We start from the raw sequence: 25,981 nt of genomic DNA, 5'->3' as shown, positions 1-25,981 counted from the left end.
GGCTCGCCCTCTGCGCTCCGGCGCATTTAGGGCATATTTGCTATTTCCGGCAGGCGGCCGTCATGGCCGCATCGCCTATGCAATCAGGCGAAGGCACGGTCACACCGATCGGCCTTGCCGTTTGTTGGATCATTGCCGGCGCTTCTTCCGAGGGCTCTATCGCATTCGTCTGCGTGTCGTCATTCGGCAGCGGCACGCGGGGTCCGACGGGGGATTGCGACACCGGCGCCACCGTTGCGGCCTGCGGCTGCGCGCGACGCGCGGCCGCAGGCCGGGACTGGCCGACCATAGCCGGAGCAGGCTCATAACCGATCGGCATGGTATTCGGGCGGTAGCCGCCCTCGTCGGGATAAATTGGCGCGCCGGTCTGGCCGAGCGTCGGATTGGCCGGCGGCGGAGCGCCATAGGGATTCCAGATATCGCCATCGAAAGTGCCGATGACGGTGTAGCCGTAGACGATACCGAGAAGCTGGCGCTCGGTGGCGCGGGTATCGCAGAGGCGCAGGCGGATCTGGATCATGCCGAAGTTGCGTCCTTGCGTGTGCGCAGACTGGCTGGAGCGAATCTGCTGCCAAGAATAGATGCAGGTATCGCCGGCTCGGCTTCGGCCGGAAGCATAACCAAAGGGACCGTAACTATTCTGCAGGAAGGTAGCTGACGTTGCCATCGGCACACCGGGGACAGAACGCGCCATCTCCCGGGCGATATCCCCTTCGCGGATCGTCCTGTAGGAATCGTTGCCGACGCCGGGATTGGCGGCGGACGCGCCGAGAAATTGCACCTTCAAGAAATTCTGGCCCTGAACCGATGAAGAGGTGAAGAGCGAGATCGTCTGTTCTACGCCATTTCCACGCTTTCGCTCAACGACGCTGACGATCGACGGCCCTCCGGGGGGCGGTAGGACAAGCGCCCGTTCCGGCTCCACAGCCTCAGGCCCAGCCGGCTGGTGCACTCCACCTGTCGACGTGCAGCCGGCCATCATGGCCGCAACGGCCACCACCGATATCGTCTTCAGAAAATGCATATCCTGGCCGTTGGTATCGTATTTTTAATCTCTGCCTGGAGGGACAGAGCGCGACGAATTTGCGAATCAACAACCCCGATGTCGTTCATCATGAACAAACGATGCCCATGGTTAACAAATGGTCAATGTCTTCCTCACAGTCGTAACCGGAAAATCGACGAACGCTCCACCTCCGCGGGCGCAGCCGGGGGGGAACTATGAAGCATGGCTGGCGTTCTGTCCGAGGCTGGTTGAAAAGGAGAATATTCATGCGCAACACCGTGGTGGCCGCAGCCGCCCTCATCATGACCGCAGGTTCCGCCCTCGCGCAGAGCAGCGTCATCGTCACCGAGCCCGCACAGACCGGTTCGACCGTGGTTCTTCCGGGGGAAGTACGCACCTATGTCATGGAGCAGAACGCTCCTTCCATCGTCTATGACGGCGACGTTACCGTCGGCGCCACGCTTCCCGATACTGTGGAAATCCACCCCGTCCCCGATATGAACGGCTATGGATATACAGTCATCAACGAACGCCGCGTGATCGTCGAGCCGCAGACGCACCGTATCATTCAGGTTCTGGAATAGGCTTTCGGCAAGGCGATGAGGCTTCTCCCGGGCCTCCCGCCAGTACAGCTATCAGAGTAAAAAGTGCTGAAGGCAGGCAGGCCTGAAGCGAAACGTGATCTTTCAGATCCGCTTGCCTCTGTTTCACACATATCGCGCAAGCGGTTGTGCCCCCTTGCGCGATATGTGCTTAGCGCACCTGATCGAGCAGGCGCTTGCACTCCAGGAGATCGTAAAGCGCTTCCTGGAGAAGCGCACGATCCTCCTTGCCGATACTCGACTTGCCGATCGAGATTTCCGGCTGGTCATCCTCGCCGCTGACGAAATTGAAGAACCGGCGCGTGATCGGTGGCTTGGCGCGACCGACAATCTGGTCCTCCTCAGCCATAGCGACGCGCGGTTCGCCTGCGACCGTATCGTTCACGTTGGCAGCAAGAGATTCGACGCTTGCCAAATCGCCGTGCCCGACCGCGACGACAAACTTGTTGCCGTTTGTCTTCAAGAGCTTCTGCACACCCTTGATCGTATAGCCGTGATCGTAGAGAAGATGGCGAATGCCTTTCAAAAGATCGACATCTTCCGGCCGGTAATAACGCCGGCCACCACCACGCTTCATCGGCTTTATCTGCGGAAAGCGGGTTTCCCAAAAGCGCAGCACATGCTGCGGCAGGTCGAGATCATCAGCAACTTCGCTGATGGTGCGAAAGGCATCCGGGCTCTTGTCCAACGTCATACTGCTACGCGACCTCGCGGATCGATCCAAACGGCGACTCATCATATTTCAACGGTTTGGAGCCGCGAATTCAAGTCACGTCTTCGCGTTGCGCACAGCCGTAAGGCCTTTGCAGCAAAAATTCCGTTCAACAGGAGAAAGATGATCAGGCAGCAGGGTTTTGCGGCTTGGCTTTGCCCTTGCGGGCAATATGGGATTTGAGAATGCGCGTCTTCAGCACATTCGAGGCCTTGAAGGTCATGACGCGGCGGGGCGAAATCGGAACTTCCTCGCCGGTTTTGGGATTGCGGCCGATGCGCTCGTTTTTGTCGCGCACCTGGAAGGTCGCAAAGGAGGAGAGTTTGACGGTTTCGCCGCGTACGATGGCATTGCAGATTTCGTCGATGACCGTCTCAACGAGCTCAGCAGATTCCGTCCGGGAGAGACCGACCTTTCGAAAAACGGATTCCGCCAGGTCTGCTCGCGTCACTGTCTTTCCGGTCATGGTTTCCCCGCCCAATAGAAAATATTTTGTGAAAGCGCCCAAAGAGTATTTGTCTTGCGCCTTACGGTCAAGCTCTTGTTTGACGCTAGTTTTTTAGGATTCGTGCCTACCAGCGCAGCAGAGCTGCGCCCCAGGTGAAGCCTCCGCCCATGGCTTCCAGCATCACGAGGTCGCCCTTCTTAATGCGTCCATCGCCGGCAGCCGTCGCTAGTGCCAACGGAATGGAGGCCGCGGACGTGTTGCCGTGAAGATCGACAGTGACGACAACCTTTTCCAGGGCAATGTTCAGCTTTTTGGCCGAACCGTCGATGATACGGCGATTGGCCTGGTGGGGAACCAGCCAGTCGAGGTCCTCAGAGGTCGTCCCGGTCGCATCGAAAGCCGCCTGGATGACGTCGGTGATCATGCCCACGGCATATTTGAAGACTTCGCGGCCTTCCATGCGCAACTTGCCGACCGTACCCGTCGAGGACGGACCGCCGTCGACGTAGAGCTTGTCCTTGTGAGAGCCATCGGAGCGCAGGTGCGCGGTCAGCACGCCGCGGTCTGCCGTCGTCCCCTCGCCTTCGGCTGCTTCCAGCACGATCGCGCCGGCGCCGTCACCGAAAAGCACACAGGTGGTGCGGTCATTCCAGTCGAGAATGCGCGAGAAGGTCTCGGCACCAATGACGAGCACGCGCTTGGCAAGGCCACCGCGTATATAGGCGTCGGCAGTGGTGACCGCATAAACGAAGCCGGTGCAGACAGCCTGGACGTCAAAGGCGAAGCCATGCGCCATGCCGAGGCGGTTCTGGATATTGACGGCCGTCGCCGGGAAGGTGTTGTCAGGCGTCGAAGTAGCACAGATGATCACATCGATATCATCGGGCGTCAGGCCGCCATTCGCGAGGGCTGCGCGCGCGGCCGTCTCGCCGAGCGACGCCGTGGTTTCGTCATCACCGGCAATGTAGCGCTGGCGGATGCCGGTTCGTTGGACGATCCATTCGTCCGACGTGTCGACGATACCTTCCATTTCGCGATTGGTCATCACGCGTTTCGGCAGCGCTGCCCCGAAACCACGAACCACTGATCGGATCATATTGCTTGAACCCCGTTGCTCACGCGGCTTCCGGCCCCATCGGGGGCAGCCGCTTGGCATGATATTTCTTGAGATCGTTTTCTATTTTCTGGGTCAGGCCGTTCTTGGCCATGTCATAACCGACTTCGATGGCCGCGGCTATGCCTTCGGCATTCGCCCCACCATGGCTTTTGATGACAATGCCGTTGAGGCCAAGAAACACCCCGCCATTGACCTTGCTCGGATCGAGCTTTTCGCGCAGCATGTCGAAGGCGCTTTTGGCGAAGAGATAGCCGATGCGGGCAAGCAGCGTGCGCGACATGGCGGCGCGCAGGTAGGCGCCGATCTGCCGGGCTGTACCTTCAGCCGCCTTCAGCGCGATATTGCCGGAAAAGCCTTCCGTCACCACGACATCGACAGTACCCTTGCCGAGATCGTCGCCTTCGACGAAGCCGAAATATTCGAGCGAATCGAGATTAGCCTCCCGCAGCAGGCGACCGGCCTCCTTGACCTCTTCCTGACCCTTGATTTCCTCTACGCCGACATTCAGCAGGCCGACAGTCGGGCGATCAAGTTCGAAGAGTGCACGCGCCATGGCGCCACCCATGAGGGCGAAATCCATGAGCTGCTGGGAATCGGCGCCGATCGTGGCGCCGACATCAAGCACGATGCTCTCGCCCTTTATCGTCGGCCAGATGGCGGCGATTGCCGGGCGTTCAATATTGGCCATCGTGCGCAGACAGAACTTGGCCATTGCCATGAGCGCACCGGTATTACCGGCAGAAACGGCGACATCAGCCTCGCCCGACTTCACTGCTTCGATGGTGCGCCACATCGTAGAGACATAACGGCCACGGCGAAGCGCCTGGCTTGGCTTCTCTTCCATGGTGACGGCAAGCTCGCAATCATGAAAGACGGAGCGCTCCCTGACCTTGGGAAACTTCGCCAGAACCGGGTCGCACTGTTCCTTAATACCGTAAAAGATGAAGGAAATATCCGGATGCCTGTCCAGCGCCTTGGCAGCGCCGGGGATGACAACCTGGGGACCAAAGTCGCCGCCCATGAGGTCGAGAGATATTTTGATCACGCGTCCCTGATCCTTTTTTTTCGCCTAAAGGGGGCGAAATTTCGGCCAAAATACCGGTTTTGGCGTCGCTTACAACTGAATTATGTCAAATGCCGGAGAGGCTTCAGTCCTTTTTCCAGTCCTTGAGCGCAGCGAATGCGGAGGGCTTTCTATCATTCTCGCCCGTATCTTCGATATGCGCCTCGAATTCCACGCCTTGCTTGCGCGGGTAAGGATCGATGGCGAGCGCTGCGAACTCCGCGATGATCTCGCCGGCGTCGATCGTATCGCCGACAAAGGTCTCCGGCAGGTCGGGACCGTCGGGATCGAGTACCATTTCACCAGCATCATTTGCGGGATGGCGGGCAAGCTTGGAATTTTCAGGCACAAAAATCTGCTCGAACGTCTCGTCGATTTCGGATTCGACCGGCTCGAGGGTCACGACGCAGGACTGGACGATCTTCGCCTGCACACGTCCCTTGACGCGAATGCCGTCGCGCTTCCATCTGTTGATCTGCAGATCGGCGTGGAGATTATCCACAGATACGACCTTCCAGCTTTCCGCCAGCGCCTTCAGCTCGTCCTTGTCCGCGGTGACGCGGACCTCGACAGGATTGGCGGAGATATGGCCGACCTTGACCGGGTAGGAAAAGGGAATCGCGCTCAGATCTTTTTTCATGATTCTACTCCTCGGGCGACCCCAGGAATCGTCGCCGAGCCGGTGGCGATCGCCTCTTCGGAAATGGCCGACAAGTGAGCTTCCGCCGCCAGCATCCATTCCGCCAGCCCGCTCAGGTCGGCAGGCTCGGCAACTTCCGGATAGATATTGCGCTGAAGCGCCGCGGAAAGGGCGGCAACATCACCGGCATCCATCGCCTTCGAATAGGCTTCCAGCCGGCCATAAAACATGCCCGCCAGCTTCTTCATGCGCTTCGGCACACTGTTGTCGCCGATGCCGAGTTCGCGAATCGAATAGTCTATATCCTGAAAGAAGGCGTCGACGATTTCCTGGGCGATCTCATGGCCGCTCGTCCCGGATGTGCGGGTGCGGCGGAAAAACAGGATCATGGCGATCGACAGCATCTCGAAGCGGCCCATGACGGTGTCGGGCGCGTTCAGGCGCTCATAGAGCTCCGGCATGCGGGCGGCAGCCGTCAGCGCGGCATATTGCCGATCGATGATCGCCTGGTTGCTGTTTCTCTTACCAAAGAGCCCGAAGATCATTTGTTTTTTCCGGAAATGCCTCATTCTTGGCGCCGAGCGACGCCGGGCCTTGTTGCATGATTTCGAAAGCTGGTTTACCGAAGCAGGCGCGAATTGCAATGCTGTTCGTGGCCGGTTTCGGGACAGGTGCGCTCCGGTGCACGACGAGGCAAATCGGGAGAATTCGACCCCGGAATGGCCACAATGGTTCTGCAGGAGGAAGCACGCAGTGTTTGGATGGCTGCTATCGATACTCAAGGGAGTAGATGTCGTTGAAGAAACGGTATTTCAAGTCTGACATGAAATTCTTCAGCAATGCGGCCATTGCCATCATAATCGCCTCCACCACCGCTCTTTCAGGCTGCCAGACGAGCACCGTGCTGAACGGCGGCTATATCGTCGACCAGCAGTCGCTGGCGCTGGTGCCCGAGGGTTCCAGCCGCGAACAGGTGCTGCTGTCGCTCGGCACGCCGTCCACGACGGCAACGTTCGATGGCGAAGTCTTCTATTATATCTCGCAGCGCCGCCAGCGCTCGATGGCCTACCAGAAGCTGCGCGTCACCGACCAGAGCATTCTCGCCATCTATTTCGACAAGGACGGCATCGTTACCCGCCGCGCCAACTACACCCTGCAAGACGGCAAAGTGTTCGACACGATTGCCCGTGTCACGCCGACCGGCGGTAAAGAGCTTACCTTCCTGCAGCAGATGCTGTCCGGCGGCAGCGCGGCCAATGCGGCCAAGAGCCTCTTCGGTGGCGGCGCCGGCGGCACGCCGCAGAACCCCTCCAGCCTGCGCTAAAGCAAGCTGTTTCCCATACAGAAAACCCGCCGGAGCGATCCGGCGGGTTTTTTTCATTCGTTTGAAGCGTTGTTCTCAGCTTGCGAGTATCGCCAGCAGCAGCAGTGCGACGATATTGGTAATCTTGATCGCCGGATTGACGGCAGGCCCTGCCGTATCCTTGTAGGGATCGCCGACCGTATCGCCCGTCACGGAAGCCTTATGGGCCTCGGAACCCTTCATGTGGCGCACGCCGTCCTTGTCGACGAAGCCATCCTCGAAGCTCTTCTTGGCATTGTCCCATGCGCCGCCTCCCGAGGTCATCGAAATAGCCACGAAGAGGCCATTGATGATGACGCCGAGCAGCGATGCGCCGAGGGCCGCAAAGGCGGATGCCTTGGAGCCGGAGATGACGAGCACGCCGAAATAGACGACGACAGGCGCCAGCACCGGCAGCAGCGACGGAATGATCATTTCGCGGATCGCAGCCTTGGTCAGCAGATCGACCGCTTTGCCGTAGTCAGGCCGTTCCCTGCCTTCCATGATACCGGGCTTTTCACGGAACTGCTTGCGCACTTCCTCGACGATCGCGCCGGCGGCACGACCGACGGCCGTCATGGCAATGCCGCCGAAGAGATAGGGAATCAGACCGCCGAACAGCAGACCGGCAACCACGTAGGGGTTCGACAGATCGAATGAGATCGTGCCGACATCCTGGAAATACGGGTACTGTTCCGGATGCGAAGCGAAATACCGCAGATCGTTTGCATAGGCAGCGAAAAGTACGAGAGCGCCGAGACCTGCAGAACCGATCGCGTAGCCTTTGGTAACGGCCTTCGTGGTGTTGCCGACCGCATCGAGCGCGTCAGTCGATTTACGCACTTCCGGCGGCAGGTGGGACATTTCGGCGATGCCCCCGGCATTGTCCGTGACCGGACCGAAGGCATCGAGCGCGACGATCATGCCGGCAAGGCCGAGCATGGCGGTGACCGCAATGCCGATGCCGAAGAGGCCGCCGAGTTGATAGGTGGCGAGGATGCCGCCGACGATGACAATTGCCGGTAACGCCGTCGATTCCAGCGACACCGCGAGGCCCTGGATGACATTGGTGCCGTGGCCGGTGACAGACGCCTGGGCGATCGAGACAACCGGACGCTTGCCGGTGCCGGTATAATATTCGGTGATGACGACAATCAGTGCCGTGACGACGAGACCGACGAGACCGCAGACGAAGAGCCTCGTGCCAGTAACGTCGAACCCGGCAACCTCACCGAGTGAACCCCAGCCGACCGTCAGGGAGGTCGCCGCACCGAGACCGATGATCGACAGAAGGCCGGTGACGATGAGGCCCTTGTAGAGGGCGCCCATGATCGAGCCGTTCGGACCAAGCTTGACGAAGAAGGTGCCGATGATCGAGGTGATGATGCAGGCGCCGCAGATTGCCAGCGGATAGATCATGGCCGAATGCAGAATGGGTGCGCCGGCAAAGAAGATTGCCGCCAGAACCATGGTCGCGACGACGGTCACCGCATAGGTTTCGAACAAGTCGGCCGCCATGCCTGCGCAATCGCCGACATTGTCGCCGACGTTATCGGCAATGGTTGCCGGGTTGCGCGGATCGTCTTCCGGGATACCGGCCTCGACCTTGCCGACGAGGTCGCCGCCGACATCGGCACCCTTAGTGAAAATGCCGCCGCCGAGACGGGCGAAGATCGAGATCAGCGAGGCGCCGAAGCCAAGCGATACGAGAGCGTCGATGACTTCACGCGAGCCGGTTTCATGGCCCAGCATGACGGTCAGCACATAATAATAGATGGAAACGCCGAGCAGCGCGAGACCGGCAACCAGAAGGCCTGTGATCGCGCCCGACTTGAAGGCAATGTCCAGGCCGGCCTTGAGGCTTACGGATGCGGCCTGGGCGGTGCGCACGTTGGCGCGGACGGAAACGTGCATGCCGATGAAGCCGGCAGCACCCGAGAGGACAGCGCCGATCAGGAAACCGATCGCGGCCGTGGCGGAAAGGAGCAGCCATGCTGCAATGAAAACAACAATGCCTACGATGGCAATGGTTCTATACTGACGCGTCAGATAGGCCTGGGCGCCCTCGCGGATATAGCCCGCGATCTCCTGCATGCGGCTGTTGCCCTGATCGGCTGCAAGCACCGACCGGGTTGCCCAGATGGCGTAGACCACCGAGAGCAGGCCACATGCGATTACCAATAAAAGAATGGTCATTCGCTCTTTCCTCCCATAAGCCGGAACTCACTCCTTCTCCGGCGACGAACGCTGCTGAATCGAGCCCTCTCCACAGAAACGCTCAACAGACGAGCGGAGATTGCGTGGTCGATAACGTCGCGTCAAGACTGCACAACTTTAAAAGCCTTGCAGTACCGCAGAAAGAACGGGAGGGGTTATTCGGCGGCTAAGTGCCTACTTCTTCTGGTCGCTGCGCACCTGCTTGGCGATGCGGTCCAGAACAGCATTGACGAGTTTCGGCTCGTCATCGTCGAAAAAGGCACGGGCGATCTCGACATATTCGGTGACGATGACCGCGATCGGGACGTCCTTGCGGTCAAGGAGTTCGAAGACGCCGGCACGCAGGATGGCGCGGACGGTGCTATCCAGACGCGAAAGCGCCCAGTCATCCTGCAAGGCGGAGGCGATCAGGGGATCGAGGCGGAGCTGCTCACGCACGACGCCCGAGACAATCGAGCGGAACCACCCGGCATCGGCTTTCAGATAGGTTGCACCGTCGAGTTCCTGGCCGAGACGGTGAGCCTCGTATTCCGCCACGATTTCCAGAACGCCGGTACCGCCAATATCCATCTGATACAGAGCCTGCACGGCCGCGAGGCGCGCCGCACCGCGCTGGTTGGCAGCCTTGACCGGTCGTTCGGTATTTTCGTCAGTCATTCTTTATGCACCCAGCTTCTTCTTCAGCTCGATCATGGTGAGAGCTGCACGGGCGGCAAAACCACCCTTGTCCTTGTCCGAGCGGCGCACGCGCGCCCATGCCTGTTCATCGTTCTCGACGGTCAGGATGCCGTTGCCGATAGCAAGCGACTCGCTGACGGCGAGATCCATCAGGGCGCGCGAGGACTCGTTCGAAACGATGTCGAAATGGTAGGTCTCGCCGCGGATGACCATGCCGAGAGCAACGAAACCGTCATACTGCGTGCCGCCATTATCCGCGCCATCGAGCGCCATGGCAATCGCCGCCGGAATTTCCAGCGCACCGGGCACGGTGACGACGTCAAAAGTGGCGCCAGCTTCTTCGAGCGCGAAGGTCGCGCCTTCCAGAAGAGCATCGGCCATGTCGTCATAGAAGCGCGCTTCGACGATCAAAATATGGGGAGCGGTCTCTTTCGGCATGGTTCACCTTCGTTTGGAGGGGCATTTTCCACTCGGGCAGGCCGCGGTCAAAACATGCCTTCGAACGAATGGCAAGCAAATTCGGGTGGCGCTCTGAAAGGAAAGGCAAAATATCTGCAATGGGATAGCGAAGCCAGGCGTTGTCAGGCGCAATGCCATGAAAAACACGCCCCGCCGGAGGACGGGAAAACGGCAAATCCGAGGCAGGTTTCATGAACAATTTTTAATGTCTTTTCAGTGTCTTACGTCATTGAAAGCTCGATGCTGCAGCGCCAAATCGAAGTCGTAACGCAGACGATCCCCAGCATCGACAGCTGCCGCACAGCAGACGAAAGGATATCACCATGAACCGTGTTGCTAAAATCGCTATTGCCGCCGCTTTCTCCTCCCTTGCATTTGCCGGCGTCAGCCGGGCTGAAAGCCTCGGCATGAATACCGCCCAAGGTATCGAGCAGACGCTTCGCACTTTTCAGGGCAATGACTTCAACGTTCAATATTTCTACAACTGGCGTAATCTCGACGACGAGGATACCGGCCCGCGTTCCGCCCCTCAACGGTCGCAAAGCGATGTCCGCGCGATCCAGGCTTCTATCGACGCCAATAAGTCGCTGGCACACAAGCTCAACAATGATGGGGTCAATATCCGCAATGTCGTGAACGCCGAGCAGGCGGCCGACGGCAGCATTACGTTCTACGTTCGCTAAGGCTGCCAACTATGGAGGCAAGCATGGACGGCTGACTCCCACCGCCCATGCTGCCATTTTCCTTGAAATTCTAGTTGCATTTCCAGTCAGATAGGATTGTCTTCTCGCAAAAAGCGGAGGAGCCCCATGGCAACGAACCCAAAACCGGTCATCAATACGGCCGATCTCTCCCTCGATCACTGGACAAAGGGACAGTTTTTCGAAAGCCGTGACAAGTCTTTCGGAAAAGATCTCGGGCTTGCCAATCTCGGCATCAGCTATAACGAAGTGCCTCCAGGCAAATCCGGCTGCCCCTTCCACAATCATCATGTCGAAGACGAGCTCTTTTACATTATCGAAGGCACGGGCGAATATCGCTTTGGCGATCAGCGCTACCCAATCAAGAAAGGCGATGTGCTCGGCGCGCCGGCGGGTGGCCCGGAGACCGCGCATCAGATCATCAATACCGGCTCGACGCCGCTGATCTATTTGGGTCTATCGACCAAAGCGAAGACCGAGATCTGCGAATATCCTGATTCCGGCAAGTTTCTCGCCAAGACCAATCGGGACGGCAGCTCCTTCCGCCATATCGGCAGGGGAGAGGATGCGCTCGACTACTGGGACGGCGAACCCGGCTTTTGATATGCCATTTTAGGGCGCCCTTTCATGATCGATATTCCAACACTGAAAACCAGGCGGCTTATCCTGCGCGCGCATCGGCTCGACGATTTCGACGCGCATTTCGAACTCTGGCGCGACGAGGATGTCGTGCGCTTTATCAGCGGCGTACCCTCCACCCGCGAACAGAGCTGGTCGCGCCTGCTGCGCCTTGCCGGTATGTGGCATCATATGGGCTTCGGCTTCCTCGCGATCGAAGAAAAGGAAAGCGGCCGTTTCATCGGCGAAGCGGGTTTTCTCGAAGCGAAACGGGAGATGCAGCCGTCGATCGAAGGCACGATGGAAGTCGGCTGGGCGCTAATGCCGTCAGCCCACGGCAAAGGCTATGCGACCGAGGCGCTGGAGACGATCATCGGCTGGGGCGAGGCGCAATTTCCGGGGCGGCCGATGACCTGCATCATCAGTCCGGATAACGCCCCATCGCTGAAGGTCGCCGAAAAACTCGGCTTCAAGGAAATCGCGCGGACGGACTATAACGGGCCGATCATTCAGTTTTCGCGTTAGCGCGCCGTGCGTCCATTCGAACGCGCTAATTTTTGAATCCACACATCAAGCCGATGCTGCAGGAAACTCAGCAAGGCGGGCGGCGTAGCGCGCCATCGTATCGACCTCGAAGTTAACGAAGTCGCCAGCCTTACGTTCGCCCCACGTAGTGACCTCGAGCGTGTGGCGGATCAAGAGCACGTCGAAATCAGTGCCATCGACAGCATTGACGGTCAACGACGTGCCGTCGAGCGCAATCGAACCCTTGGGTGCCACGAATTTGGCGAGATGAGCGGGAGCGCGCAGGCGAAAACGCGTCGCATCACCCTCCTCCGTTACCGACAGGATCTCCGCCTTGCCGTCGACATGACCAGAGACGATGTGGCCGCCAAGCTCATCGCCGATCTTCAGCGAACGCTCGAGATTGATGTGGCTGCCCGTCTGCCACGTCGAAACAGTGGTGAGGCGCAGCGCCTCTTCCCATGCTTCCACTTCGAACCAGCGGCCGTTGCTGCCCTCTTGCGGCAGGCCGGTCACCGTGAGGCAGATGCCGGAATGCGAGATCGAAGCGCCCATATCGATCGTCGCCGGATCGTAATTTGTCACGACCCGAAGCTTGATCCCTTCCTTCAGCGGCGAAATAGATTCGATCGTACCGATATCAGTGACAATTCCGGTGAACATCAGTTTTCTCTTTCGTATTCATCCAGCCGATCCGCGCCGAATATATAGGTGCCCCTGTGGGCAAAACCGGATGGTATGTCGGTTGCCTGCAACGGAGAGTCAATACCGCCCTCGCCGATGACGACAGGCGCCTGATAGAGTTGGATGCGGTCGACGAGACCTGCCTCGAGGAAAAGCTTTGCGGTCTTTGCGCCGCCTTCGACCAGAAGCGAAGAAATACCGCGCGTGGCAAGTGCCGGCAGAAGGACTTCCGGGTGATAGGGATTGCAATATACGACTTCGACGCCGGCGGCTTCGAGAGTGGCGCGGCGTGAGTCCATGTCGGTGCGGTCGGTGGGTGCGGCACCCCCCTCTGTCCTGCCGGACATCTCCCCCACAGGGGGGGAGATTGACTGGGAGCCCGCTCTCTGCCCTACATCGCCGCTCGAGGTAGACTCATCGCCGATAGAGGCTGGGGAACTCGGATCGTGCCCCTCGCCGATCTCCCCCCTTGTGGGGGAGATGTCCGGCAGGGCAGAGGGGGGTAATCCTTCCTCCGACCCCAGCGGCGATACCTCTTCACTCCCCACCACGATGACAGGCACTTCCCGCGCTGTCTCGACGAGCTTGCTCGTCAGCGGCAGCGCCAGATTGGGATCGAGCACGATCCGGACGGGCGACTGCGCCTCAAGGCCTGGTGTCCGCACCGTCAGCAGCGGATCATCAGCTATCGCCGTCCCGATGCCGACGAGGATGGCATCGGTTTCGGCGCGCAGCGCCTGCACCTGCGCGCGCGCCTCCGGGCCGGTAATCGCCACCTGCCCTATTCCCTTGCGGCCGATCATGCCATCGGCGGAAACGGCAAGCTTGAGAGTCACATAGGGGCGGTTCTTCGTCTGGCGGGTGAGATAGCCTGCGAGCGATTGGCGACCCTCCTCCTCGAGCACTCCAGTCGTCACCTCGATGCCAGCATCGCGCAGCATTGAAATGCCGCGGCCGGAAACTCTGACATCGGGATCGGTGACGCTGATGACAACACGGCCGACGCCGTAGGCGATCAGGGCCTCGGCGCAAGGCGGCGTTTTGCCGTGATGCGAGCAGGGTTCAAGCGTGACATAGGCCGTCGCACCGCGGGCAAGCTCGCCGGCTTCGGCGAGCGCCTGCGGCTCGGCATGCGGACGGCCACCGACGGCGGTCACAGCGCGGCCGACGATCGCGCCATCGCGAACGATGACACAGCCGACGGATGGATTGGTGGAGGTCTGACCCGTATGCCATCGCGACAGGCGGATCGCAGCTGCCATGAAGCGTTCGTCCTCAGGCTGCGCGATGCCCTCGCCCATGGTCATACGTCCAGCGGATCGCGCGCGATCTTGGCGTTGAGCTCGGCGATCAGCTTTTCAAAATCCTCGGCATGCGAAAAATCGCGATAGACCGAGGCGTAGCGCACGAAGCCGACATCGTCGAGGCTCTTTAGGGCTTCCAGAACCTGCAGGCCGATCTGCTCGGAGGAGATTTCCGTCTCGCCCGAGCTTTCCAGCCGGCGCACGATACCGGAGACAGCACGCTCGATACGGTCGCGATCGACGGGGCGCTTGCGCAGCGCCACATCGAAGGACCGAACCAGCTTGTCGCGATCGAAAGGAACCTTGCGGCCGGTCTTCTTCGTGACCATCAGCTCGCGCAGCTGCACACGCTCGAAGGTCGTGAAGCGGCCGCCACAATCCGGACAGATACGGCGCCGGCGGATGGAAGTGTTATCCTCCGCCGGTCGTGAATCCTTCACCTGCGTATCTTCCGAACCGCAATAGGGGCAGCGCATGCCTACTCCTTAGCCCATGTAATCATACATGGGGAAGCGATCGGTCAGATTCACCACCTTGCCGCGGACAGCAGCCTCGACGGCAGCATTGCCCTCGTCGGAATTTGCGACCTTCAGCCCATCGAGAACCTCGACGATAAGGTTGCCGATCTCGCGGAATTCCGCTTCCTTGAAGCCGCGCGTCGTGCCGGCCGGGGCGCCGAGGCGCACGCCCGAAGTGACGAAGGGCTTTTCTGGGTCGAAGGGGATGCCATTCTTATTGCAGGTGATATAGGCGCGGCCGAGCGCTGCTTCAGCGCGCTTGCCTGTCGCATTCTTCTTGCGCAGGTCGACCAGCATCAGGTGGTTGTCCGTGCCGCCGGAGACGACATCGAGGCCGCCTGCGACAAGCGTTTCGGCAAGCGCCTTGGCGTTCTTGACGATCTGAGCGGCATAATCCTTGAACTCCGGCTGCAGCGCCTCGCCGAAGGCAACGGCCTTGGCAGCGATAATGTGCATCAGCGGACCGCCCTGGAGACCCGGGAAGACGGCCGAGTTGAACTTCTTCGCCAGATCCTCGTCATTCGTCAGGATGACGCCGCCGCGCGGGCCGCGGAGCGACTTGTGGGTCGTGGTCGTCGCAACATGGCAGTGCGGGAATGGCGACGGATGCACGCCACCCGCAACGAGACCGGCAATGTGGGCCATGTCGACCATCAGGTAGGCGCCGACGCTATCGGCAATCTCGCGGAAGCGCTTCCAGTCCCAGATACGGGAATAAGCGGTGCCGCCGGCGATGATCAGCTTCGGCTTGTGTTCCTGGGCCTTGCGCTCGACTTCATCCATGTCGAGCAGGTTGTCGCCGTCGCGAACACCGTAGGACACAACGTTGAACCACTTGCCGGACATATTGACCGGCGAACCATGCGTCAGGTGACCGCCGGAGTTCAGGTCGAGACCCATGAAGGTGTCGCCCGGCTGCAGCAGCGCCAGGAACACGGCCTGGTTCATCTGCGAACCCGAGTTCGGCTGAACGTTGGCAAAGTTGACGCCGAAGAGCTTCTTGGCGCGCTCGATGGCGAGTTCCTCGGCGATATCGACGAACTGGCAACCGCCGTAATAGCGCTTGCCCGGATAACCCTCGGCATATTTGTTGGTCATGATGGAGCCCTGAGCTTCCAGAACGGCGCGGGAAACGATGTTCTCGGATGCGATCAGTTCGATCTCATGCCGTTGACGACCGAGCTCTTTTCCGATCGCGCCGAAGATTTCCGGATCGACGTCTGCAAGCGAGCGATTGAAGAAGGATTCGGTGGAAGCATTGGTCATGAGCGGGCTCCTACGGTGGAATGCGGCAAGGTATTAGCCTTCCGCAGATGCGAGGGCAATACGAAGAACGACATTTGCTGGGCTAAGCGCGCGGGGTCAGCACTTTGCATCGGTTACGGCTTCGCTCGAATGAAAAAGCCGCGCACGTGGCGCGGCTTTCTTGGAGATCGTTCGATGTCCTGACTATTGGACTGGCTGTTCCATACCGGAGGTCGTGTCGAGCGCCAGTTCGGCATTGCCATCCATCTGGTAGATGTCGTCGCGGAACTGAACGACGCCATCGGGCATGCCCCAGGCGGAGATATAGACGAAATAGACGGGCACTTCGACGGCAAGCTTGATCGGCGTGTTGACGCCGCTTGCGATCACCTGCTCCATCTGCTGACGGCTCCAGCCGGGGGTCTCGCGCAGCAGCCAGGTCGACAGGTCGCGGACGTTCTGGACACGCACGCATCCCGACGATTCGAAGCGCATGAGCTTGTTGAACAGACCCTGCTGCGGCGTGTCGTGCATGTACTCGCCGTTCTTGTTGTAGAAGTTGATCTTCGTGGACGCCATGGCGTTGATCTTGCCCGGGTCCTGACGGAACATCAGATTCGGCGCCTCGCCGTTCCAGTCGACGGTTTCCGGGGCGACTTCATTGCCCTTACCGTCGATCAGGCGGATCGCGTTCTTTTCGAGATAGGTCGGATCCTTGCGCATCAACGGCATGATGTCCTTCTCGACGATCGAACGCGGCGCCGTCCAATACGGATTCAGGATAACTTCATAGACCTTGGAGTTGACGAGATGCGTCGGGCGGCTCAGGCGGCCGACAACCGCGGTATGGCGGGTCGCAACGCTGCCGTCTTCAACGGCTTCCACGTAGGCGGCGGGAATGTTGACCATCAGATGGCGGCGGCCCAGGTCTTCCGGGAAGGTCTGGAGGCGGATGAGGTTGGTGTTCAGCTGCTGCAGGCGCACGTCAGCCGGAATGTTCATCGCCTTCAGCGTGAATTCGCCGAGAACACCATCTGCCGGCAAGCCGTGACGGGCCTGGAAACGCTTGACGGCACCATCGACATAGGAATCGAAGGCGCTCGAAAGGCCCGCTTCACGCGGCAGGTCGCCGGTGATCGCCAGACGCTGGCGCAGCGCCTGAACCGCCGGATGGGTAACGCCGAGCTGCAGGCGGGCATCGCCCGGATTGACTTCCGGCCAGCCGCCGGCGGAAGCGATCTGCTGATACTGCATGATCGCCTGCTGCGTGCTCGGCACGGACTGCGGGCTGAGGATCGGCGTATTGGAAAGGACGGCAGTCGCCGTGCGCGACGCGGCTTTAGCGTCGAACTGGTCATCCCAGTTGCCGCGTTTCGGCGCATTCAGCAGCCCGTCGAGGGCCGATTGCGCAAATGCGGGTGCGGCGAGCGCGCCGGCACCAACCGTTGCCGCCGACGCCAGGAAGGCGCGGCGAGAGAGAGCTTCAATTCCGTTCTTCTTAGACATTCGTCCCAACCACTCAATGCCGCGGTGGAGGAAGCCGCGGCCCTTTGCGATATCCTGCGTTTTAACGCAGATCCCTATTCACCCGTTCTTCCGGCGCACTTGGAAATTCCGCCAGTCCCATCACAAAATCGCGAGCAACCTGGATGGTGCCGATGGTCCATCGAGGACGCCGGCTATCGAATATTCCGCTGTCACATCAATATGGCCAATTCGTGTTTCCGGGCCTGGGACAGACTGCCGGTTGCCGGAAACTGAATGCAACGCACCATATGACGGGTAAACCGTGCTGGTTAATAACGACTAAAAAACGGCTTGAATACCGGGCTTTGCGCTTGGCTGCCATGCGTTGCAAAGATGCCACGCAGGGGTGAGCGGCAAAACCGGACGCGCAGGGGACGCATCCGGTTTTCATCAACCCTGAAAGGAGGCCTCGGGTCTCAGAGACGATACAAAATCTGATCGTTCCAGAAGCGGTCTAGCCGCTGCAGCAGCTTGTTCATCTGCGTAAACTCATCCGTGCCGATGCCGCCGACCTTGTCGATCGAGGTGATGTGGCGTTCATAGAGCCGGGCGACCGTTTCGGCGATATCCTGGCCGGTTTCGGTCAGGCTGATGCGGACCGAGCGGCGGTCGATGCGGGAGCGCTGGTGGTTGATGAAGCCGAGGTCGACCAGTTTCTTGACGTTGTAGGAAACGTTCGAGCCGAGATAGTAGCCGCGGGAGCGCAGCTCGCCGGCGGTCAGCTCGGAGTTGCCGATGTTGAAGAGGAGCAGCGCCTGGATGGCGTTCACGTCGCTGCGGCCCTGACGGTCGAACTCGTCCTTGATGACGTCGAGAAGACGACGATGAAGGCGTTCAACAAGATGAAGGGATTCCATGTAAAGATCACGGATGCCCTGTTCGTGTGCATGGAAAGTCGACGCCGCCTGCGGCTTGATTTTCGTGTTCATTTGACTGCCTCACTGTTTTGTTTGGCGGTGTCGTTTTCTTCCCGCCTTGAGTGAGACCCTATCGAATACATATAAAATTCGACTTAAACCGCAGCCTTAACAGAGGCTTACGAAAACCCCTTGATGTATCAGGGTAAATCAACGCTTACCTGGCGACGCTGCCGGCGCCGCTCCAGCCACAGGGAAAGCCTGAAAATCCAGTAGATGACGGCCACGATGACGTGGAACAGAATGATCAGGTGGTTGGGGCCGAAGATCTGCGAAAGCAGGCCATACATGAAGATCTGCCCGCCTGCGGCCAGCACCCAGATGACCGGCCCCCAGGAGACCGTGAGCCAGAGGCCCAGCGAGGCGACGGGGAAAAGAACGGCAAGGCAGGTGCTCGCAACCTTCCACGGCAGGCTCAACAGATCGAACCGGCCGGCGCCAACCAGCGAATAGCCGACGAGCATCGCCCAATATTGCAAGCCGAACCAGAAGCAGGAAACGGCAACGAGCCGCAGGAAGAAGATGAAGAGAATATCCGTCAACGTCCGTTTCGGCATCGTCGGAGAATCGGCTTCCATGGCGAGACCTCACGTTCCAAGTCGCGGCTTCATTTTCCGGGTTTCATCCGCCGCGGCCAATGGTCCGGTTTGGATTTCCCGGCGCGCATGATAATGACCGCTCCGATAAATGGAATGGCCCAGGGACAGATATCATGCAGGACAAGACGCATCTCGTCGATGAAATCACCGGTCACCGCCGCATGCGGCGCAACCGCAAGGCGGACTGGACGCGCCGGCTGGTACAGGAAAACCGCCTGACGGTTGACGATCTGATCTGGCCGATCTTCGTCGTTCCGGGAACCGGTATCGTCCATCCGATCCCGGCAATGCCCGGCGTGAACCGCATGAGCGTCGACAAGGCAGTCGAGGCGGCCAAGGAAGCAGCCGATCTTGGCATCCCCGCTATCGCCACCTTCCCCGATATAGAGATGGAATTGCGCGATGAGACAGGGTCGAACAGTCTTGTCGCCAATAATCTCATCAATCAGACGACGGCAGCCATCAAAAAGGCAGTGGCCAATATCGGCATTATTACCGATGTGGCACTCGACCCCTTCACCAGCCATGGGCATGACGGAATCCTGCGCGACGGCGAGATCGTCAATGACGAGACGGTCGATCAAGTGGTCAAGGCGGCTATCCTGCAGGCCGATGCCGGTGCCGACATCATCGCGCCCTCGGAAATGATGGACGGGCGCATCGGCGCGATCCGCCGCGGGCTCGATGCTGCAGGGCATCAGAGCGTCGGCATCATGTCCTATGCTACCAAATTCTCTTCCGGCTTCTACGGCCCCTATCGCGAGGCGATCAATACCAAGGGTCTGCTGAAGGGCGACAAGAACAGCTACTACATCAATCCGGCAAACGGCACGGAAGCGGTCCGCGACGCCGCCCTCGATGTCGAGGAAGGCGCCGACATGCTGATGGTCAAGCCGGGGCTTGCCTATCTCGACATCTGCTGGCGCGTGAAGGAGGCCTTCGGTCTGCCGACGTTCGCCTATCAGGTCTCGGGCGAATATTCGCAGATCAAGGCCGCGGCAATGAATGGCTGGATCGACGGCGAGCGGATCATGATGGAGACACTGCTTGCCTTCAAGCGCGCCGGCTGCGATGGCATCCTCACCTATTTCGCGCCGGAAGTGGCGAAAATCCTCGCAAAAAGGTGATTTTCGGGCGAATTATTGTATTTCACAGTAGCGATACCATATCAGCGACATCGTCTTTCGAAGGGAGATATGGATGAGCTACGATCCCAACCCGCTTTATGCCGCACCGGAGGACTGGCGCGCCTATAGCGGCGTGCTCAGCCGTCGCGTCTTCGCATTCATCCTCGATTATATCATCGTCGCACTGCTCTGCATTCCGGCGGCGATCGTGGTGTTCTTCCTGGGCATTGTCACGCTCGGGCTCGGTTTCATTCTTTATCCGGCCCTGTTCGTCATCGTTGCAGGCCTGTACTTCGGCATGACCGTCGGCGGTCCGTCGCAGGCTTCGCTTGGCATGCGCGCGATGGGTATCGCGATCGTTCGCGTTGATGGAAGGCCGATGGACTTCATCCTGGCCGTTGCTCACCTCGCGCTCTTCTGGATCCTGAACTCGGTGCTGACGCCGCTGATTCTGCTGGTCGGCTTGTTCACGGAGCGCTCGCGCCTGCTGCACGATTTCCTCGTCGGCACGGCGACTGTCCGCATCAACTGATCCCGTTCCGGCGGAGACGAAATAAAGTCTCCGCCCGCCCTTTGCCGGCCACAAAAGAACGCCATATCCAAGAAATCGAATGTTCGATTGCGCGGCACTGAATGCCGTGCTGTTGACGTTTTCTATTCTTGCGTCATGCTGTCTGGAATGACAGGCGCCCCGAAAGGAAATCTCCGCAAGAGATGAATACGCAGACTACGCCATCCCCGCAGTTTTACCTGACGGCTCCGGCTACCTGTCCGTATCTGCCGCATGAGATGGAACGCAAGGTCTTCACCCATCTCGTCGGCCCGCGGGCGGCGGAAATGAACGATATCCTGACCCAGGGCGGCTTCCGCCGGTCGCAGAACATTGCCTACCGCCCTGCCTGCGAAGCCTGCCGCGCCTGCGTGTCCGTACGCATCCTGGCACAGGAATTCGAGCCCACCAAATCGATGAAGCGGGTGCTGGCGGCCAATTCCGATGTCATTTCCACGGAGTTTGCGGCCCAGCCGTCGAGCGAGCAATATTCCCTCTTCCGCCGTTATCTCGACTATCGCCATCAGCAGGGCGGCATGTCGGACATGACCGTGCTCGACTATGCGATCATGGTGGAAGATACGCATGTGAATACCAAGATCATCGAGTACCGCCGGCGCGAAGAAGGTTCGGGATTGGAAGCGCGGCCGAAAGGCGAACTCCTCGCCGCTGCACTGACCGACACGATGAGCGACGGCCTTTCCATGGTCTATTCGTACTTCAATCCCGACCTCGACCGCCGCTCGCTCGGCACCTTCATGATCCTCGACCATGTGCGCCGTACGAAAGCGCTCGGCCTCCCGCATGTCTATCTTGGCTACTGGGTTCAAGGATCGCGGAAGATGGATTACAAGACACGCTTCCAGCCGCAGGAACATCTGACGCCGCGCGGCTGGGAGCGTTTCGACCCCTCGTCCCTTGAGGACGAACCGCGCGACTGATGCCCCTTCCCCACCTTTCCCATCATCGGAAGGGCCTGCTGCTGACGGCAGTCGGCGGGCTGGCGCTTTCCATGGACATTCCGCTCGTTCGCCTCGCCGATGGCGATATCTGGTCGATTCTCAGCGCGCGGAGCGTGGCGACGGTTCTTGCTACGTTCGTCATCCTGACTGCGATGCGCCTCTTCTCCGGCAGATGGCCGCTGCTCGTTCCGGGTCGTTCCGGCCTGCTGGCCGGGCTGCTCTACGGCCTCTCTTCCGTGACCTTCGTACTGGCAGTCTTCAACACGGCCACCGCCAATGTTGTCTTCATCGTCGCCTTCAACCCGATGTTTGGGGCGCTGTTGTCCTGGCTGTTTCTTAGAGAGAAGCCGCAGCCGGCGACGCTGATCGCCATGTTGTTCATGATCTTCGGCGTCGGACTGATCGTGCGTGAAGGGCTTTCGAGCGGCCATGTCTTCGGCGACGCCATGGCGATGCTCAGTGCGCTGGTGCTTGCTGCCGCCATCACAGTCGGGCGCGCCTCGCGCCGGGAAATGGGTTTCGTGCCGCTGCTTGCCGCAATCCTGCCGGCGGCACTCGGCCTGGCGCAGGTCCTCCCTTCCGGACTTTCAATCGCCCATCCCGGCTGGATCGTCTTCAACGGCGCCATCATGATGCCGGTCGCCTTCTGGTGCCTGGCGACGGGACCGCGTTATCTCTCTGCGCCTGAGGTCGGGATGTTCTACCTGCTGGAAACGGTGCTTGCACCGATCTGGATCTGGCTGATCTTTGCCGAAACGCCAGCCACCATGACGCTCGTCGGCGGTGCGATATTGGTTGCGGCGATCGCCGCCCATTCCGTCTGGATGGCGAAAGGCAAGGGCGTTCAGCCCGCTTGATTGGCGAGTGATTATGACCTATTTTCTGTTATAACCTTGTTATCACAGGAGGCGCTGATGAACGTCACCATTCGCAAGATCGGCAATTCTGAAGGGGTCATCATTCCGAAAGAAGTGCTTCAACGCCTCGGGCTCAGCAGCGGCGATAGCCTTGAGTTGCGCGAGACAGGCGGAACAATTCAACTCGTGCCGGAAGCGGCTGATCTGACAGAACAGATGCGCGCCGCACGCATCGGCATGGAAAAGTATAGGGTTGCCCTTCGTGAACTCGCGAAATGACCCGTTTGAAGTGGCTCAACCGGGAAGCGATTGAAAAGATGCATGAAGAGCAGATCGCCGAACACGGCGGTCTGCCAGGGCTTCGTTCTGTCGATTCATTGGAAATGGGATTGGCACGACCGATTAACAAAGCGGCTTATGGCGAGCTGGATATTTTCGCGTTGGCAGCGGCCTATCTACATGGGATCGTTCGAAACTATCCCTTTGCGGACGGGAACAAGCGCACCGGTTACCTCGCAGCTTTCACATTTCTCTATATCAACGGCTACCTTATCGACACTGACAACGCGCAGATCATCACCTTCGTGCTGGATCTCGCTGCAGGCGAAATAGACGAAGAAGGCGCGACGCGCTTCCTGCGCGATCATACGATCCCGCTCACGCCGTAGCGCCTGCAGACTGACCGGCTTCCGGTTTCGATCGTTTCGAACCAGCGGTAAGCTCCAGTTCCCGATCCAGCCCTTCGACGATATGTGTCCATCCCTGACGTGTCTTTTCCTCATATTCAGCCCATTCCGCGCACATTTCATGCGTGAGGGTCAGGCGGCTGCCGTTGCCGAGAGGTTCGATATCGATTTCGACGCGATCACAATTATGGTCGTGCTCCTCGACCGAAAAGCAGAAGACGATGCGCTTGGGGCGCTTCAATTCCAGGAAGACGCCGTAGTGAAAGGCGTCGCCCGTCGGGCGGCGGTCGACGATAATGAAGCGGCCGCCGACACGCGGGTCGATATCGGCGCGGATGACATCGCCGTCGTCGGTTGCAAATAAAAAGCGGCGGGCGATTTCGGGATTGAGCCAGGCATCGTAAACCCTGGCGGACGGTTCCCGGTAGCTATGGGTGACGTGCAGCTTGATCGTATTGGCGGCAGGCATCGACACTCCTCCATTGTTCGCGCGCACTCAAGCGCACGGCTCACGGCCTTCCGCCCGCCTACGGAACGACGTTGCCTTCTTTTTGGTAACAGGATTGAGATAGAGGAATTGCTCCGCCCGCCAAGGGCGGAGTCTCAAATTTCCGGGATCAGCCGGCGAATTTGCCGCTGCGCGGGAAGCCCTTCGGCACGGTACGGCCGGCGGTGGCACGGTCGGCCAGCCATTCGGCAAGCTCGTCCTTGTTCTTGGTAAAGGTGCGGCCGGCGCTGTCTTCCCAGCTCAGGCCATCGGCGATCGCAAAGCAGCGAACGTCGGAAATGCCGCCATCCTTGTAGCGCTGCAGGCGCACGCCCTTGCCGCGCGTCATTTCCGGCACCTGGTTCAGCGGAAAGACCAGCATCTTGCGGTTTTCGCCGACGACGGCGACGTGATCACCGACTACGGGAACGAGGAGCTTCGTCTCATCCGGCATGGAGACGTTCATGATCTGCTTGCCCTTGCGGGTATTGGCGACCATTTCTGCTTCCGGCACCACGAAGCCGTTGCCGACAGTCGAGACGATCAGCATCTTGCGCGCCGCATCGTGGACGAAGGCCGTCAGCACGTCCTGATCGTTTTCCATGTCGATCATGATGCGCAGCGGCTCGCCATGGCCTCGACCGCCGGGCAGCTTGTCGCCGCCGAGCGTGAAGACCTTGCCGCCGGTCGTGACGATCAGGATCTTGTCCGTCGTCTGAGCGGGGAAAGCCACTTTCAGGCCGTCGCCTTCCTTGAAAGCCAGCGTCGACGTATCGGAAATGTGGCCTTTCAGAGCGCGGATCCAGCCTTTCTCGGAGACGACGACGGTGATCGGCTCCTTCTCGATCATCGCATGCTGGATGGCTTCCTCATCGGCCTCGGGGGCTTCGGCAAACTGCGTGCGGCGGCGGCCGATTTCGGTCGCCTTGGCGAATTTCTTCTTCACCTCGCCGATTTCCCAGGCGACCGTCTGCCACTGCTTCTCATCGGAGGCGAGCAGCGCCTCGATGTCGGCCTTCTCCTTGGTGAGCTCGTCATGTTCCTTGCGGATCTCGAATTCTTCGAGCTTGCGCAATGCGCGCAGCCGCATATTGAGGATCGCCTCGACCTGAACGTCGGTCAGATCCCAGCGGGCCATCATGACGGGTTTCGGCTCATCCTCTTCGCGGATGATGCGGATCACCTCATCGATATTAAGGTAAGCAATAAGCAAGCCGCCGAGGATTTCGAGGCGCTTGTCGATTGCGGCAAGGCGGAAGCGCGAACGGCGCTGCAGGACTTCGCGGCGGTGTTCCAGCCATTCCTTCAGCACTTCGTTCAGCGCCATCACGCGCGGGATGACGCCCATCGACAGCACGTTCATGTTCAGCGGGAAGCGGCTTTCGAGTTCCGTCAGCTTGAACATGGATTCCATGAGGATGGTCGGATCGACGGTGCGGCTCTTCGGCACCAGGACGATGCGGATATCCTCGGCCGATTCATCCCTGATATCTTCGAGAAGCGGCAGCTTGCGCGCGATCAGCAGCTCGGCGATCTTCTCGATCAGGCGCGATTTCTGCACCTGGAAGGGAATCTCGGTCACGATGATCTGGTAGCCGCCGCGGCCGAGATCTTCCGTTTCCCATTTCGCACGTACACGAAAACCGCCGCGGCCGGTACGGTAGCTCTCAATGATGCTTTCTTTGTTGTCGATGATGATGCCGCCCGTCGGGAAATCCGGGCCGGGAATGAATTCCACGAGCTTTTCGACCGTGGCATCCGGATGCTTGATCAGATGGAGTGCTGCGTCGCAGATCTCATGCACATTGTGCGAGGGGATGGACGTCGCCATGCCGACCGCGATGCCCGAGGAACCGTTCGCAAGAAGGTTCGGGAAGGCGCCGGGAAGAACGACCGGCTCGGAATTGGATTCGTCGTAAGTGTCACGGAAATCGACGGCATCCTGATCGATGCCTTCGAGCAGCAGCTCGGAGACCGCGGTCATCTTCGATTCGGTGTATCGCATGGCGGCGGGACTGTCGCCGTCGATATTGCCGAAATTGCCCTGCCCGTTCACCAACGTGTAACGCTGCGAGAAATCCTGCGCCAGGCGCGCCAGTGCGTCATAGATCGACTGGTCGCCGTGCGGGTGATAGTTACCCATCACCTCGCCGACGATCTTGGCGCATTTCCTGAAGGCCGAGTTTGGCCGCAGGCCCATATCGTTCATCGCATAGACGATGCGGCGATGGACCGGCTTTAAGCCATCGCGCACATCTGGCAGCGCGCGGTGCATGATGGTCGACAGCGCGTAACGGAGGTAGCGCTCTTCAAGCGCCGCCTTCAGATCGACCGGATGAATATTGTCGCCGTCTCCGCCGGAAGGCGGTAAAATCTCTTGTCCCATGGAC

General features: G+C 59.7%; 29 protein-coding genes and 1 pseudogene. 11 read left to right on the top strand and 19 right to left on the bottom strand.

Annotated elements, in window-relative coordinates:
• Positions 1-40: 40 nt before the first annotated feature.
• Positions 41-1,024 (bottom strand): cellulose biosynthesis protein BcsN, encoded by a 984-nt coding sequence (bcsN, locus tag FHX15_RS13280; protein ID WP_184397749.1) that lies wholly within the window; start codon positions 1,022-1,024, stop codon positions 41-43.
• 248 nt (positions 1,025-1,272) lie between these two features.
• Between bcsN and FHX15_RS13275 the strand changes: the two genes are divergently transcribed.
• Positions 1,273-1,590, top strand: a complete 318-nt coding sequence (locus tag FHX15_RS13275) for a DUF1236 domain-containing protein (protein ID WP_184397748.1) — start codon at positions 1,273-1,275, stop codon at positions 1,588-1,590.
• A gap of 169 nt (positions 1,591-1,759) precedes the next feature.
• On the opposite strand, the gene FHX15_RS13270 is transcribed toward FHX15_RS13275, so the two are convergent.
• From FHX15_RS13270 to FHX15_RS13245, 6 genes and pseudogenes are all read right to left on the bottom strand, one after another.
• Positions 1,760-2,302 (bottom strand): MerR family transcriptional regulator, encoded by a 543-nt coding sequence (locus tag FHX15_RS13270; protein ID WP_184397745.1) that lies wholly within the window; start codon positions 2,300-2,302, stop codon positions 1,760-1,762.
• A 145-nt stretch (positions 2,303-2,447) separates the two neighbouring features.
• Positions 2,448-2,786, bottom strand: a complete 339-nt coding sequence (locus tag FHX15_RS13265) for an integration host factor subunit alpha (protein ID WP_184397743.1) — start codon at positions 2,784-2,786, stop codon at positions 2,448-2,450.
• A 106-nt stretch (positions 2,787-2,892) separates the two neighbouring features.
• Complete coding sequence (locus FHX15_RS13260) at positions 2,893-3,864, bottom strand: beta-ketoacyl-ACP synthase III (protein WP_184397741.1); 972 nt, start codon at positions 3,862-3,864, stop codon at positions 2,893-2,895.
• A gap of 19 nt (positions 3,865-3,883) precedes the next feature.
• Positions 3,884-4,930 (bottom strand): phosphate acyltransferase PlsX, encoded by a 1,047-nt coding sequence (gene plsX, locus FHX15_RS13255; protein ID WP_184397739.1) that lies wholly within the window; start codon positions 4,928-4,930, stop codon positions 3,884-3,886.
• A 103-nt stretch (positions 4,931-5,033) separates the two neighbouring features.
• Complete coding sequence (locus tag FHX15_RS13250; RefSeq protein ID WP_184397737.1) at positions 5,034-5,588, bottom strand: YceD family protein; 555 nt, start codon at positions 5,586-5,588, stop codon at positions 5,034-5,036.
• Positions 5,585-6,191 (bottom strand): annotated as a pseudogene (locus FHX15_RS13245) (ubiquinol-cytochrome C chaperone family protein). Before FHX15_RS13245 ends, FHX15_RS13250 begins: the two are co-directional and overlap by 4 nt.
• 187 nt (positions 6,192-6,378) lie before the next feature.
• Here FHX15_RS13245 and FHX15_RS13240 point away from each other — a divergent pair.
• Positions 6,379-6,912 carry an outer membrane protein assembly factor BamE gene (locus tag FHX15_RS13240; protein WP_184397734.1) on the top strand — a complete coding sequence of 178 codons (534 nt, stop codon included), beginning with the start codon at positions 6,379-6,381 and terminating at the stop codon, positions 6,910-6,912.
• Positions 6,913-6,987: 75 nt separating this feature from the next.
• On the opposite strand, the gene FHX15_RS13235 is transcribed toward FHX15_RS13240, so the two are convergent.
• The 3 genes from FHX15_RS13235 to ribH form a co-directional block, all read right to left on the bottom strand.
• Positions 6,988-9,126, bottom strand: a complete 2,139-nt coding sequence (locus FHX15_RS13235; protein WP_184397732.1) for a sodium-translocating pyrophosphatase — start codon at positions 9,124-9,126, stop codon at positions 6,988-6,990.
• A gap of 195 nt (positions 9,127-9,321) precedes the next feature.
• Positions 9,322-9,804 (bottom strand): transcription antitermination factor NusB, encoded by a 483-nt coding sequence (nusB, locus tag FHX15_RS13230; RefSeq protein WP_184397731.1) that lies wholly within the window; start codon positions 9,802-9,804, stop codon positions 9,322-9,324.
• A gap of 3 nt (positions 9,805-9,807) precedes the next feature.
• Complete coding sequence (gene ribH / locus FHX15_RS13225; protein ID WP_184397729.1) at positions 9,808-10,263, bottom strand: 6,7-dimethyl-8-ribityllumazine synthase; 456 nt, start codon at positions 10,261-10,263, stop codon at positions 9,808-9,810.
• Positions 10,264-10,607: 344 nt separating this feature from the next.
• Between ribH and FHX15_RS13220 the strand changes: the two genes are divergently transcribed.
• The 3 genes from FHX15_RS13220 to FHX15_RS13210 all read left to right on the top strand — a co-directional run bounded on the left by FHX15_RS13220 (position 10,608) and on the right by FHX15_RS13210 (position 12,128).
• Positions 10,608-10,967, top strand: coding sequence for a hypothetical protein (locus FHX15_RS13220; protein ID WP_184397727.1), 360 nt, complete (start codon positions 10,608-10,610; stop codon positions 10,965-10,967).
• Between the two features lie 126 nt (positions 10,968-11,093).
• Positions 11,094-11,588: a cupin domain-containing protein gene (locus tag FHX15_RS13215; RefSeq protein ID WP_184397725.1), complete on the top strand. Its 495-nt coding sequence runs from the start codon at positions 11,094-11,096 to the stop codon at positions 11,586-11,588.
• A 24-nt stretch (positions 11,589-11,612) separates the two neighbouring features.
• A complete protein-coding gene (locus tag FHX15_RS13210) occupies positions 11,613-12,128 on the top strand; it encodes a GNAT family N-acetyltransferase (protein ID WP_184397723.1) in 516 nt (171 codons plus the stop codon).
• Positions 12,129-12,173: 45 nt separating this feature from the next.
• Here FHX15_RS13210 and FHX15_RS13205 read toward each other — a convergent pair whose 3' ends face one another.
• From FHX15_RS13205 to FHX15_RS13175, 7 genes are all read right to left on the bottom strand, one after another.
• Positions 12,174-12,791, bottom strand: a complete 618-nt coding sequence (locus FHX15_RS13205) for a riboflavin synthase (protein ID WP_184397721.1) — start codon at positions 12,789-12,791, stop codon at positions 12,174-12,176.
• A complete protein-coding gene (ribD, locus tag FHX15_RS13200; RefSeq protein WP_184397719.1) occupies positions 12,791-14,113 on the bottom strand; it encodes a bifunctional diaminohydroxyphosphoribosylaminopyrimidine deaminase/5-amino-6-(5-phosphoribosylamino)uracil reductase RibD in 1,323 nt (440 codons plus the stop codon). The genes FHX15_RS13205 and ribD overlap by 1 nt, the downstream gene beginning before the upstream one ends.
• A 2-nt stretch (positions 14,114-14,115) precedes the next feature.
• Complete coding sequence (gene nrdR, locus FHX15_RS13195; protein ID WP_184397717.1) at positions 14,116-14,592, bottom strand: transcriptional regulator NrdR; 477 nt, start codon at positions 14,590-14,592, stop codon at positions 14,116-14,118.
• 9 nt (positions 14,593-14,601) lie between these two features.
• Positions 14,602-15,900 (bottom strand): serine hydroxymethyltransferase, encoded by a 1,299-nt coding sequence (glyA, locus tag FHX15_RS13190; protein WP_184397715.1) that lies wholly within the window; start codon positions 15,898-15,900, stop codon positions 14,602-14,604.
• A 183-nt stretch (positions 15,901-16,083) separates the two neighbouring features.
• The gene (locus tag FHX15_RS13185; RefSeq protein WP_184397713.1) at positions 16,084-17,385 is read right to left on the bottom strand and encodes a murein L,D-transpeptidase; all 1,302 of its coding nucleotides are present in this window, start codon (positions 17,383-17,385) and stop codon (positions 16,084-16,086) included.
• A 437-nt stretch (positions 17,386-17,822) separates the two neighbouring features.
• On the bottom strand, positions 17,823-18,335 hold the full coding sequence (gene ldtR / locus FHX15_RS13180; protein ID WP_183805730.1) for a transcriptional regulator LdtR: 513 nt from the start codon (positions 18,333-18,335) through the stop codon (positions 17,823-17,825).
• 128 nt (positions 18,336-18,463) lie between these two features.
• On the bottom strand, positions 18,464-18,901 hold the full coding sequence (locus tag FHX15_RS13175; RefSeq protein ID WP_184397711.1) for a DUF6163 family protein: 438 nt from the start codon (positions 18,899-18,901) through the stop codon (positions 18,464-18,466).
• Positions 18,902-19,035: 134 nt separating this feature from the next.
• On the opposite strand from FHX15_RS13175, the gene hemB reads away from it, so the two are divergent.
• The 6 genes from hemB to FHX15_RS13145 all read left to right on the top strand — a co-directional run bounded on the left by hemB (position 19,036) and on the right by FHX15_RS13145 (position 23,086).
• Entirely contained in the window at positions 19,036-20,049 is a 1,014-nt protein-coding gene (gene hemB / locus FHX15_RS13170; protein ID WP_184397709.1) for a porphobilinogen synthase, read from the top strand.
• 73 nt (positions 20,050-20,122) lie between these two features.
• Positions 20,123-20,581: an RDD family protein gene (locus FHX15_RS13165; RefSeq protein ID WP_184397707.1), complete on the top strand. Its 459-nt coding sequence runs from the start codon at positions 20,123-20,125 to the stop codon at positions 20,579-20,581.
• A gap of 182 nt (positions 20,582-20,763) precedes the next feature.
• The gene (locus FHX15_RS13160; RefSeq protein ID WP_184397705.1) at positions 20,764-21,540 is read left to right on the top strand and encodes an arginyltransferase; all 777 of its coding nucleotides are present in this window, start codon (positions 20,764-20,766) and stop codon (positions 21,538-21,540) included.
• A complete protein-coding gene (locus tag FHX15_RS13155) occupies positions 21,540-22,418 on the top strand; it encodes a DMT family transporter (protein ID WP_184397702.1) in 879 nt (292 codons plus the stop codon). The genes FHX15_RS13160 and FHX15_RS13155 overlap by 1 nt, the downstream gene beginning before the upstream one ends.
• A gap of 57 nt (positions 22,419-22,475) precedes the next feature.
• The gene (locus FHX15_RS13150) at positions 22,476-22,697 is read left to right on the top strand and encodes an AbrB/MazE/SpoVT family DNA-binding domain-containing protein (protein ID WP_184397700.1); all 222 of its coding nucleotides are present in this window, start codon (positions 22,476-22,478) and stop codon (positions 22,695-22,697) included.
• Positions 22,694-23,086 (top strand): type II toxin-antitoxin system death-on-curing family toxin, encoded by a 393-nt coding sequence (locus tag FHX15_RS13145; RefSeq protein WP_184397698.1) that lies wholly within the window; start codon positions 22,694-22,696, stop codon positions 23,084-23,086. Before FHX15_RS13150 ends, FHX15_RS13145 begins: the two co-directional genes overlap by 4 nt.
• Here the strand turns inward: FHX15_RS13145 and FHX15_RS13140 are convergent.
• Entirely contained in the window at positions 23,076-23,573 is a 498-nt protein-coding gene (locus FHX15_RS13140) for an SRPBCC domain-containing protein (protein ID WP_184397696.1), read from the bottom strand. The genes FHX15_RS13145 and FHX15_RS13140 overlap by 11 nt on opposite strands.
• Positions 23,574-23,721: 148 nt before the next feature.
• Positions 23,722-25,977, bottom strand: a complete 2,256-nt coding sequence (gene parC / locus FHX15_RS13135) for a DNA topoisomerase IV subunit A (RefSeq protein ID WP_184397694.1) — start codon at positions 25,975-25,977, stop codon at positions 23,722-23,724.
• Positions 25,978-25,981 lie beyond the last annotated feature (4 nt).

Origin of the sequence: Rhizobium sp. BK650, assembly GCF_014195325.1 — a bacterium.
Classification (GTDB): Bacteria; Pseudomonadota; Alphaproteobacteria; order Rhizobiales; family Rhizobiaceae; genus Rhizobium.
This window is presented reverse-complemented; position numbering and strand designations above follow the sequence as displayed.

Bases quoted from the DNA above. Each gene is read 5' to 3' on its own strand.
- bcsN (WP_184397749.1), bottom strand. From the start codon at position 1,024: ATGCATTTTCTGAAGACGATATCGGTGGTGGCCGTTGCGGCCATGATG.
- FHX15_RS13275 (WP_184397748.1), top strand. From the start codon at position 1,273: ATGCGCAACACCGTGGTGGCCGCAGCCGCCCTCATCATGACCGCAGGT.
- FHX15_RS13270 (WP_184397745.1), bottom strand. From the start codon at position 2,302: ATGACGTTGGACAAGAGCCCGGATGCCTTTCGCACCATCAGCGAAGTT.
- FHX15_RS13265 (WP_184397743.1), bottom strand. From the start codon at position 2,786: ATGACCGGAAAGACAGTGACGCGAGCAGACCTGGCGGAATCCGTTTTT.
- FHX15_RS13260 (WP_184397741.1), bottom strand. From the start codon at position 3,864: ATGATCCGATCAGTGGTTCGTGGTTTCGGGGCAGCGCTGCCGAAACGC.
- FHX15_RS13250 (WP_184397737.1), bottom strand. From the start codon at position 5,588: ATGAAAAAAGATCTGAGCGCGATTCCCTTTTCCTACCCGGTCAAGGTC.
- FHX15_RS13240 (WP_184397734.1), top strand. From the start codon at position 6,379: ATGTCGTTGAAGAAACGGTATTTCAAGTCTGACATGAAATTCTTCAGC.
- FHX15_RS13235 (WP_184397732.1), bottom strand. From the start codon at position 9,126: ATGACCATTCTTTTATTGGTAATCGCATGTGGCCTGCTCTCGGTGGTC.
- nusB (WP_184397731.1), bottom strand. From the start codon at position 9,804: ATGACTGACGAAAATACCGAACGACCGGTCAAGGCTGCCAACCAGCGC.
- ribH (WP_184397729.1), bottom strand. From the start codon at position 10,263: ATGCCGAAAGAGACCGCTCCCCATATTTTGATCGTCGAAGCGCGCTTC.
- FHX15_RS13220 (WP_184397727.1), top strand. From the start codon at position 10,608: ATGAACCGTGTTGCTAAAATCGCTATTGCCGCCGCTTTCTCCTCCCTT.
- FHX15_RS13215 (WP_184397725.1), top strand. From the start codon at position 11,094: ATGGCAACGAACCCAAAACCGGTCATCAATACGGCCGATCTCTCCCTC.
- FHX15_RS13210 (WP_184397723.1), top strand. From the start codon at position 11,613: ATGATCGATATTCCAACACTGAAAACCAGGCGGCTTATCCTGCGCGCG.
- FHX15_RS13205 (WP_184397721.1), bottom strand. From the start codon at position 12,791: ATGTTCACCGGAATTGTCACTGATATCGGTACGATCGAATCTATTTCG.
- ribD (WP_184397719.1), bottom strand. From the start codon at position 14,113: ATGGGCGAGGGCATCGCGCAGCCTGAGGACGAACGCTTCATGGCAGCT.
- nrdR (WP_184397717.1), bottom strand. From the start codon at position 14,592: ATGCGCTGCCCCTATTGCGGTTCGGAAGATACGCAGGTGAAGGATTCA.
- glyA (WP_184397715.1), bottom strand. From the start codon at position 15,900: ATGACCAATGCTTCCACCGAATCCTTCTTCAATCGCTCGCTTGCAGAC.
- FHX15_RS13185 (WP_184397713.1), bottom strand. From the start codon at position 17,385: ATGTCTAAGAAGAACGGAATTGAAGCTCTCTCTCGCCGCGCCTTCCTG.
- ldtR (WP_183805730.1), bottom strand. From the start codon at position 18,335: ATGAACACGAAAATCAAGCCGCAGGCGGCGTCGACTTTCCATGCACAC.
- FHX15_RS13175 (WP_184397711.1), bottom strand. From the start codon at position 18,901: ATGGAAGCCGATTCTCCGACGATGCCGAAACGGACGTTGACGGATATT.
- hemB (WP_184397709.1), top strand. From the start codon at position 19,036: ATGCAGGACAAGACGCATCTCGTCGATGAAATCACCGGTCACCGCCGC.
- FHX15_RS13165 (WP_184397707.1), top strand. From the start codon at position 20,123: ATGAGCTACGATCCCAACCCGCTTTATGCCGCACCGGAGGACTGGCGC.
- FHX15_RS13160 (WP_184397705.1), top strand. From the start codon at position 20,764: ATGAATACGCAGACTACGCCATCCCCGCAGTTTTACCTGACGGCTCCG.
- FHX15_RS13155 (WP_184397702.1), top strand. From the start codon at position 21,540: ATGCCCCTTCCCCACCTTTCCCATCATCGGAAGGGCCTGCTGCTGACG.
- FHX15_RS13150 (WP_184397700.1), top strand. From the start codon at position 22,476: ATGAACGTCACCATTCGCAAGATCGGCAATTCTGAAGGGGTCATCATT.
- FHX15_RS13145 (WP_184397698.1), top strand. From the start codon at position 22,694: ATGACCCGTTTGAAGTGGCTCAACCGGGAAGCGATTGAAAAGATGCAT.
- FHX15_RS13140 (WP_184397696.1), bottom strand. From the start codon at position 23,573: ATGCCTGCCGCCAATACGATCAAGCTGCACGTCACCCATAGCTACCGG.
- parC (WP_184397694.1), bottom strand. From the start codon at position 25,977: ATGGGACAAGAGATTTTACCGCCTTCCGGCGGAGACGGCGACAATATT.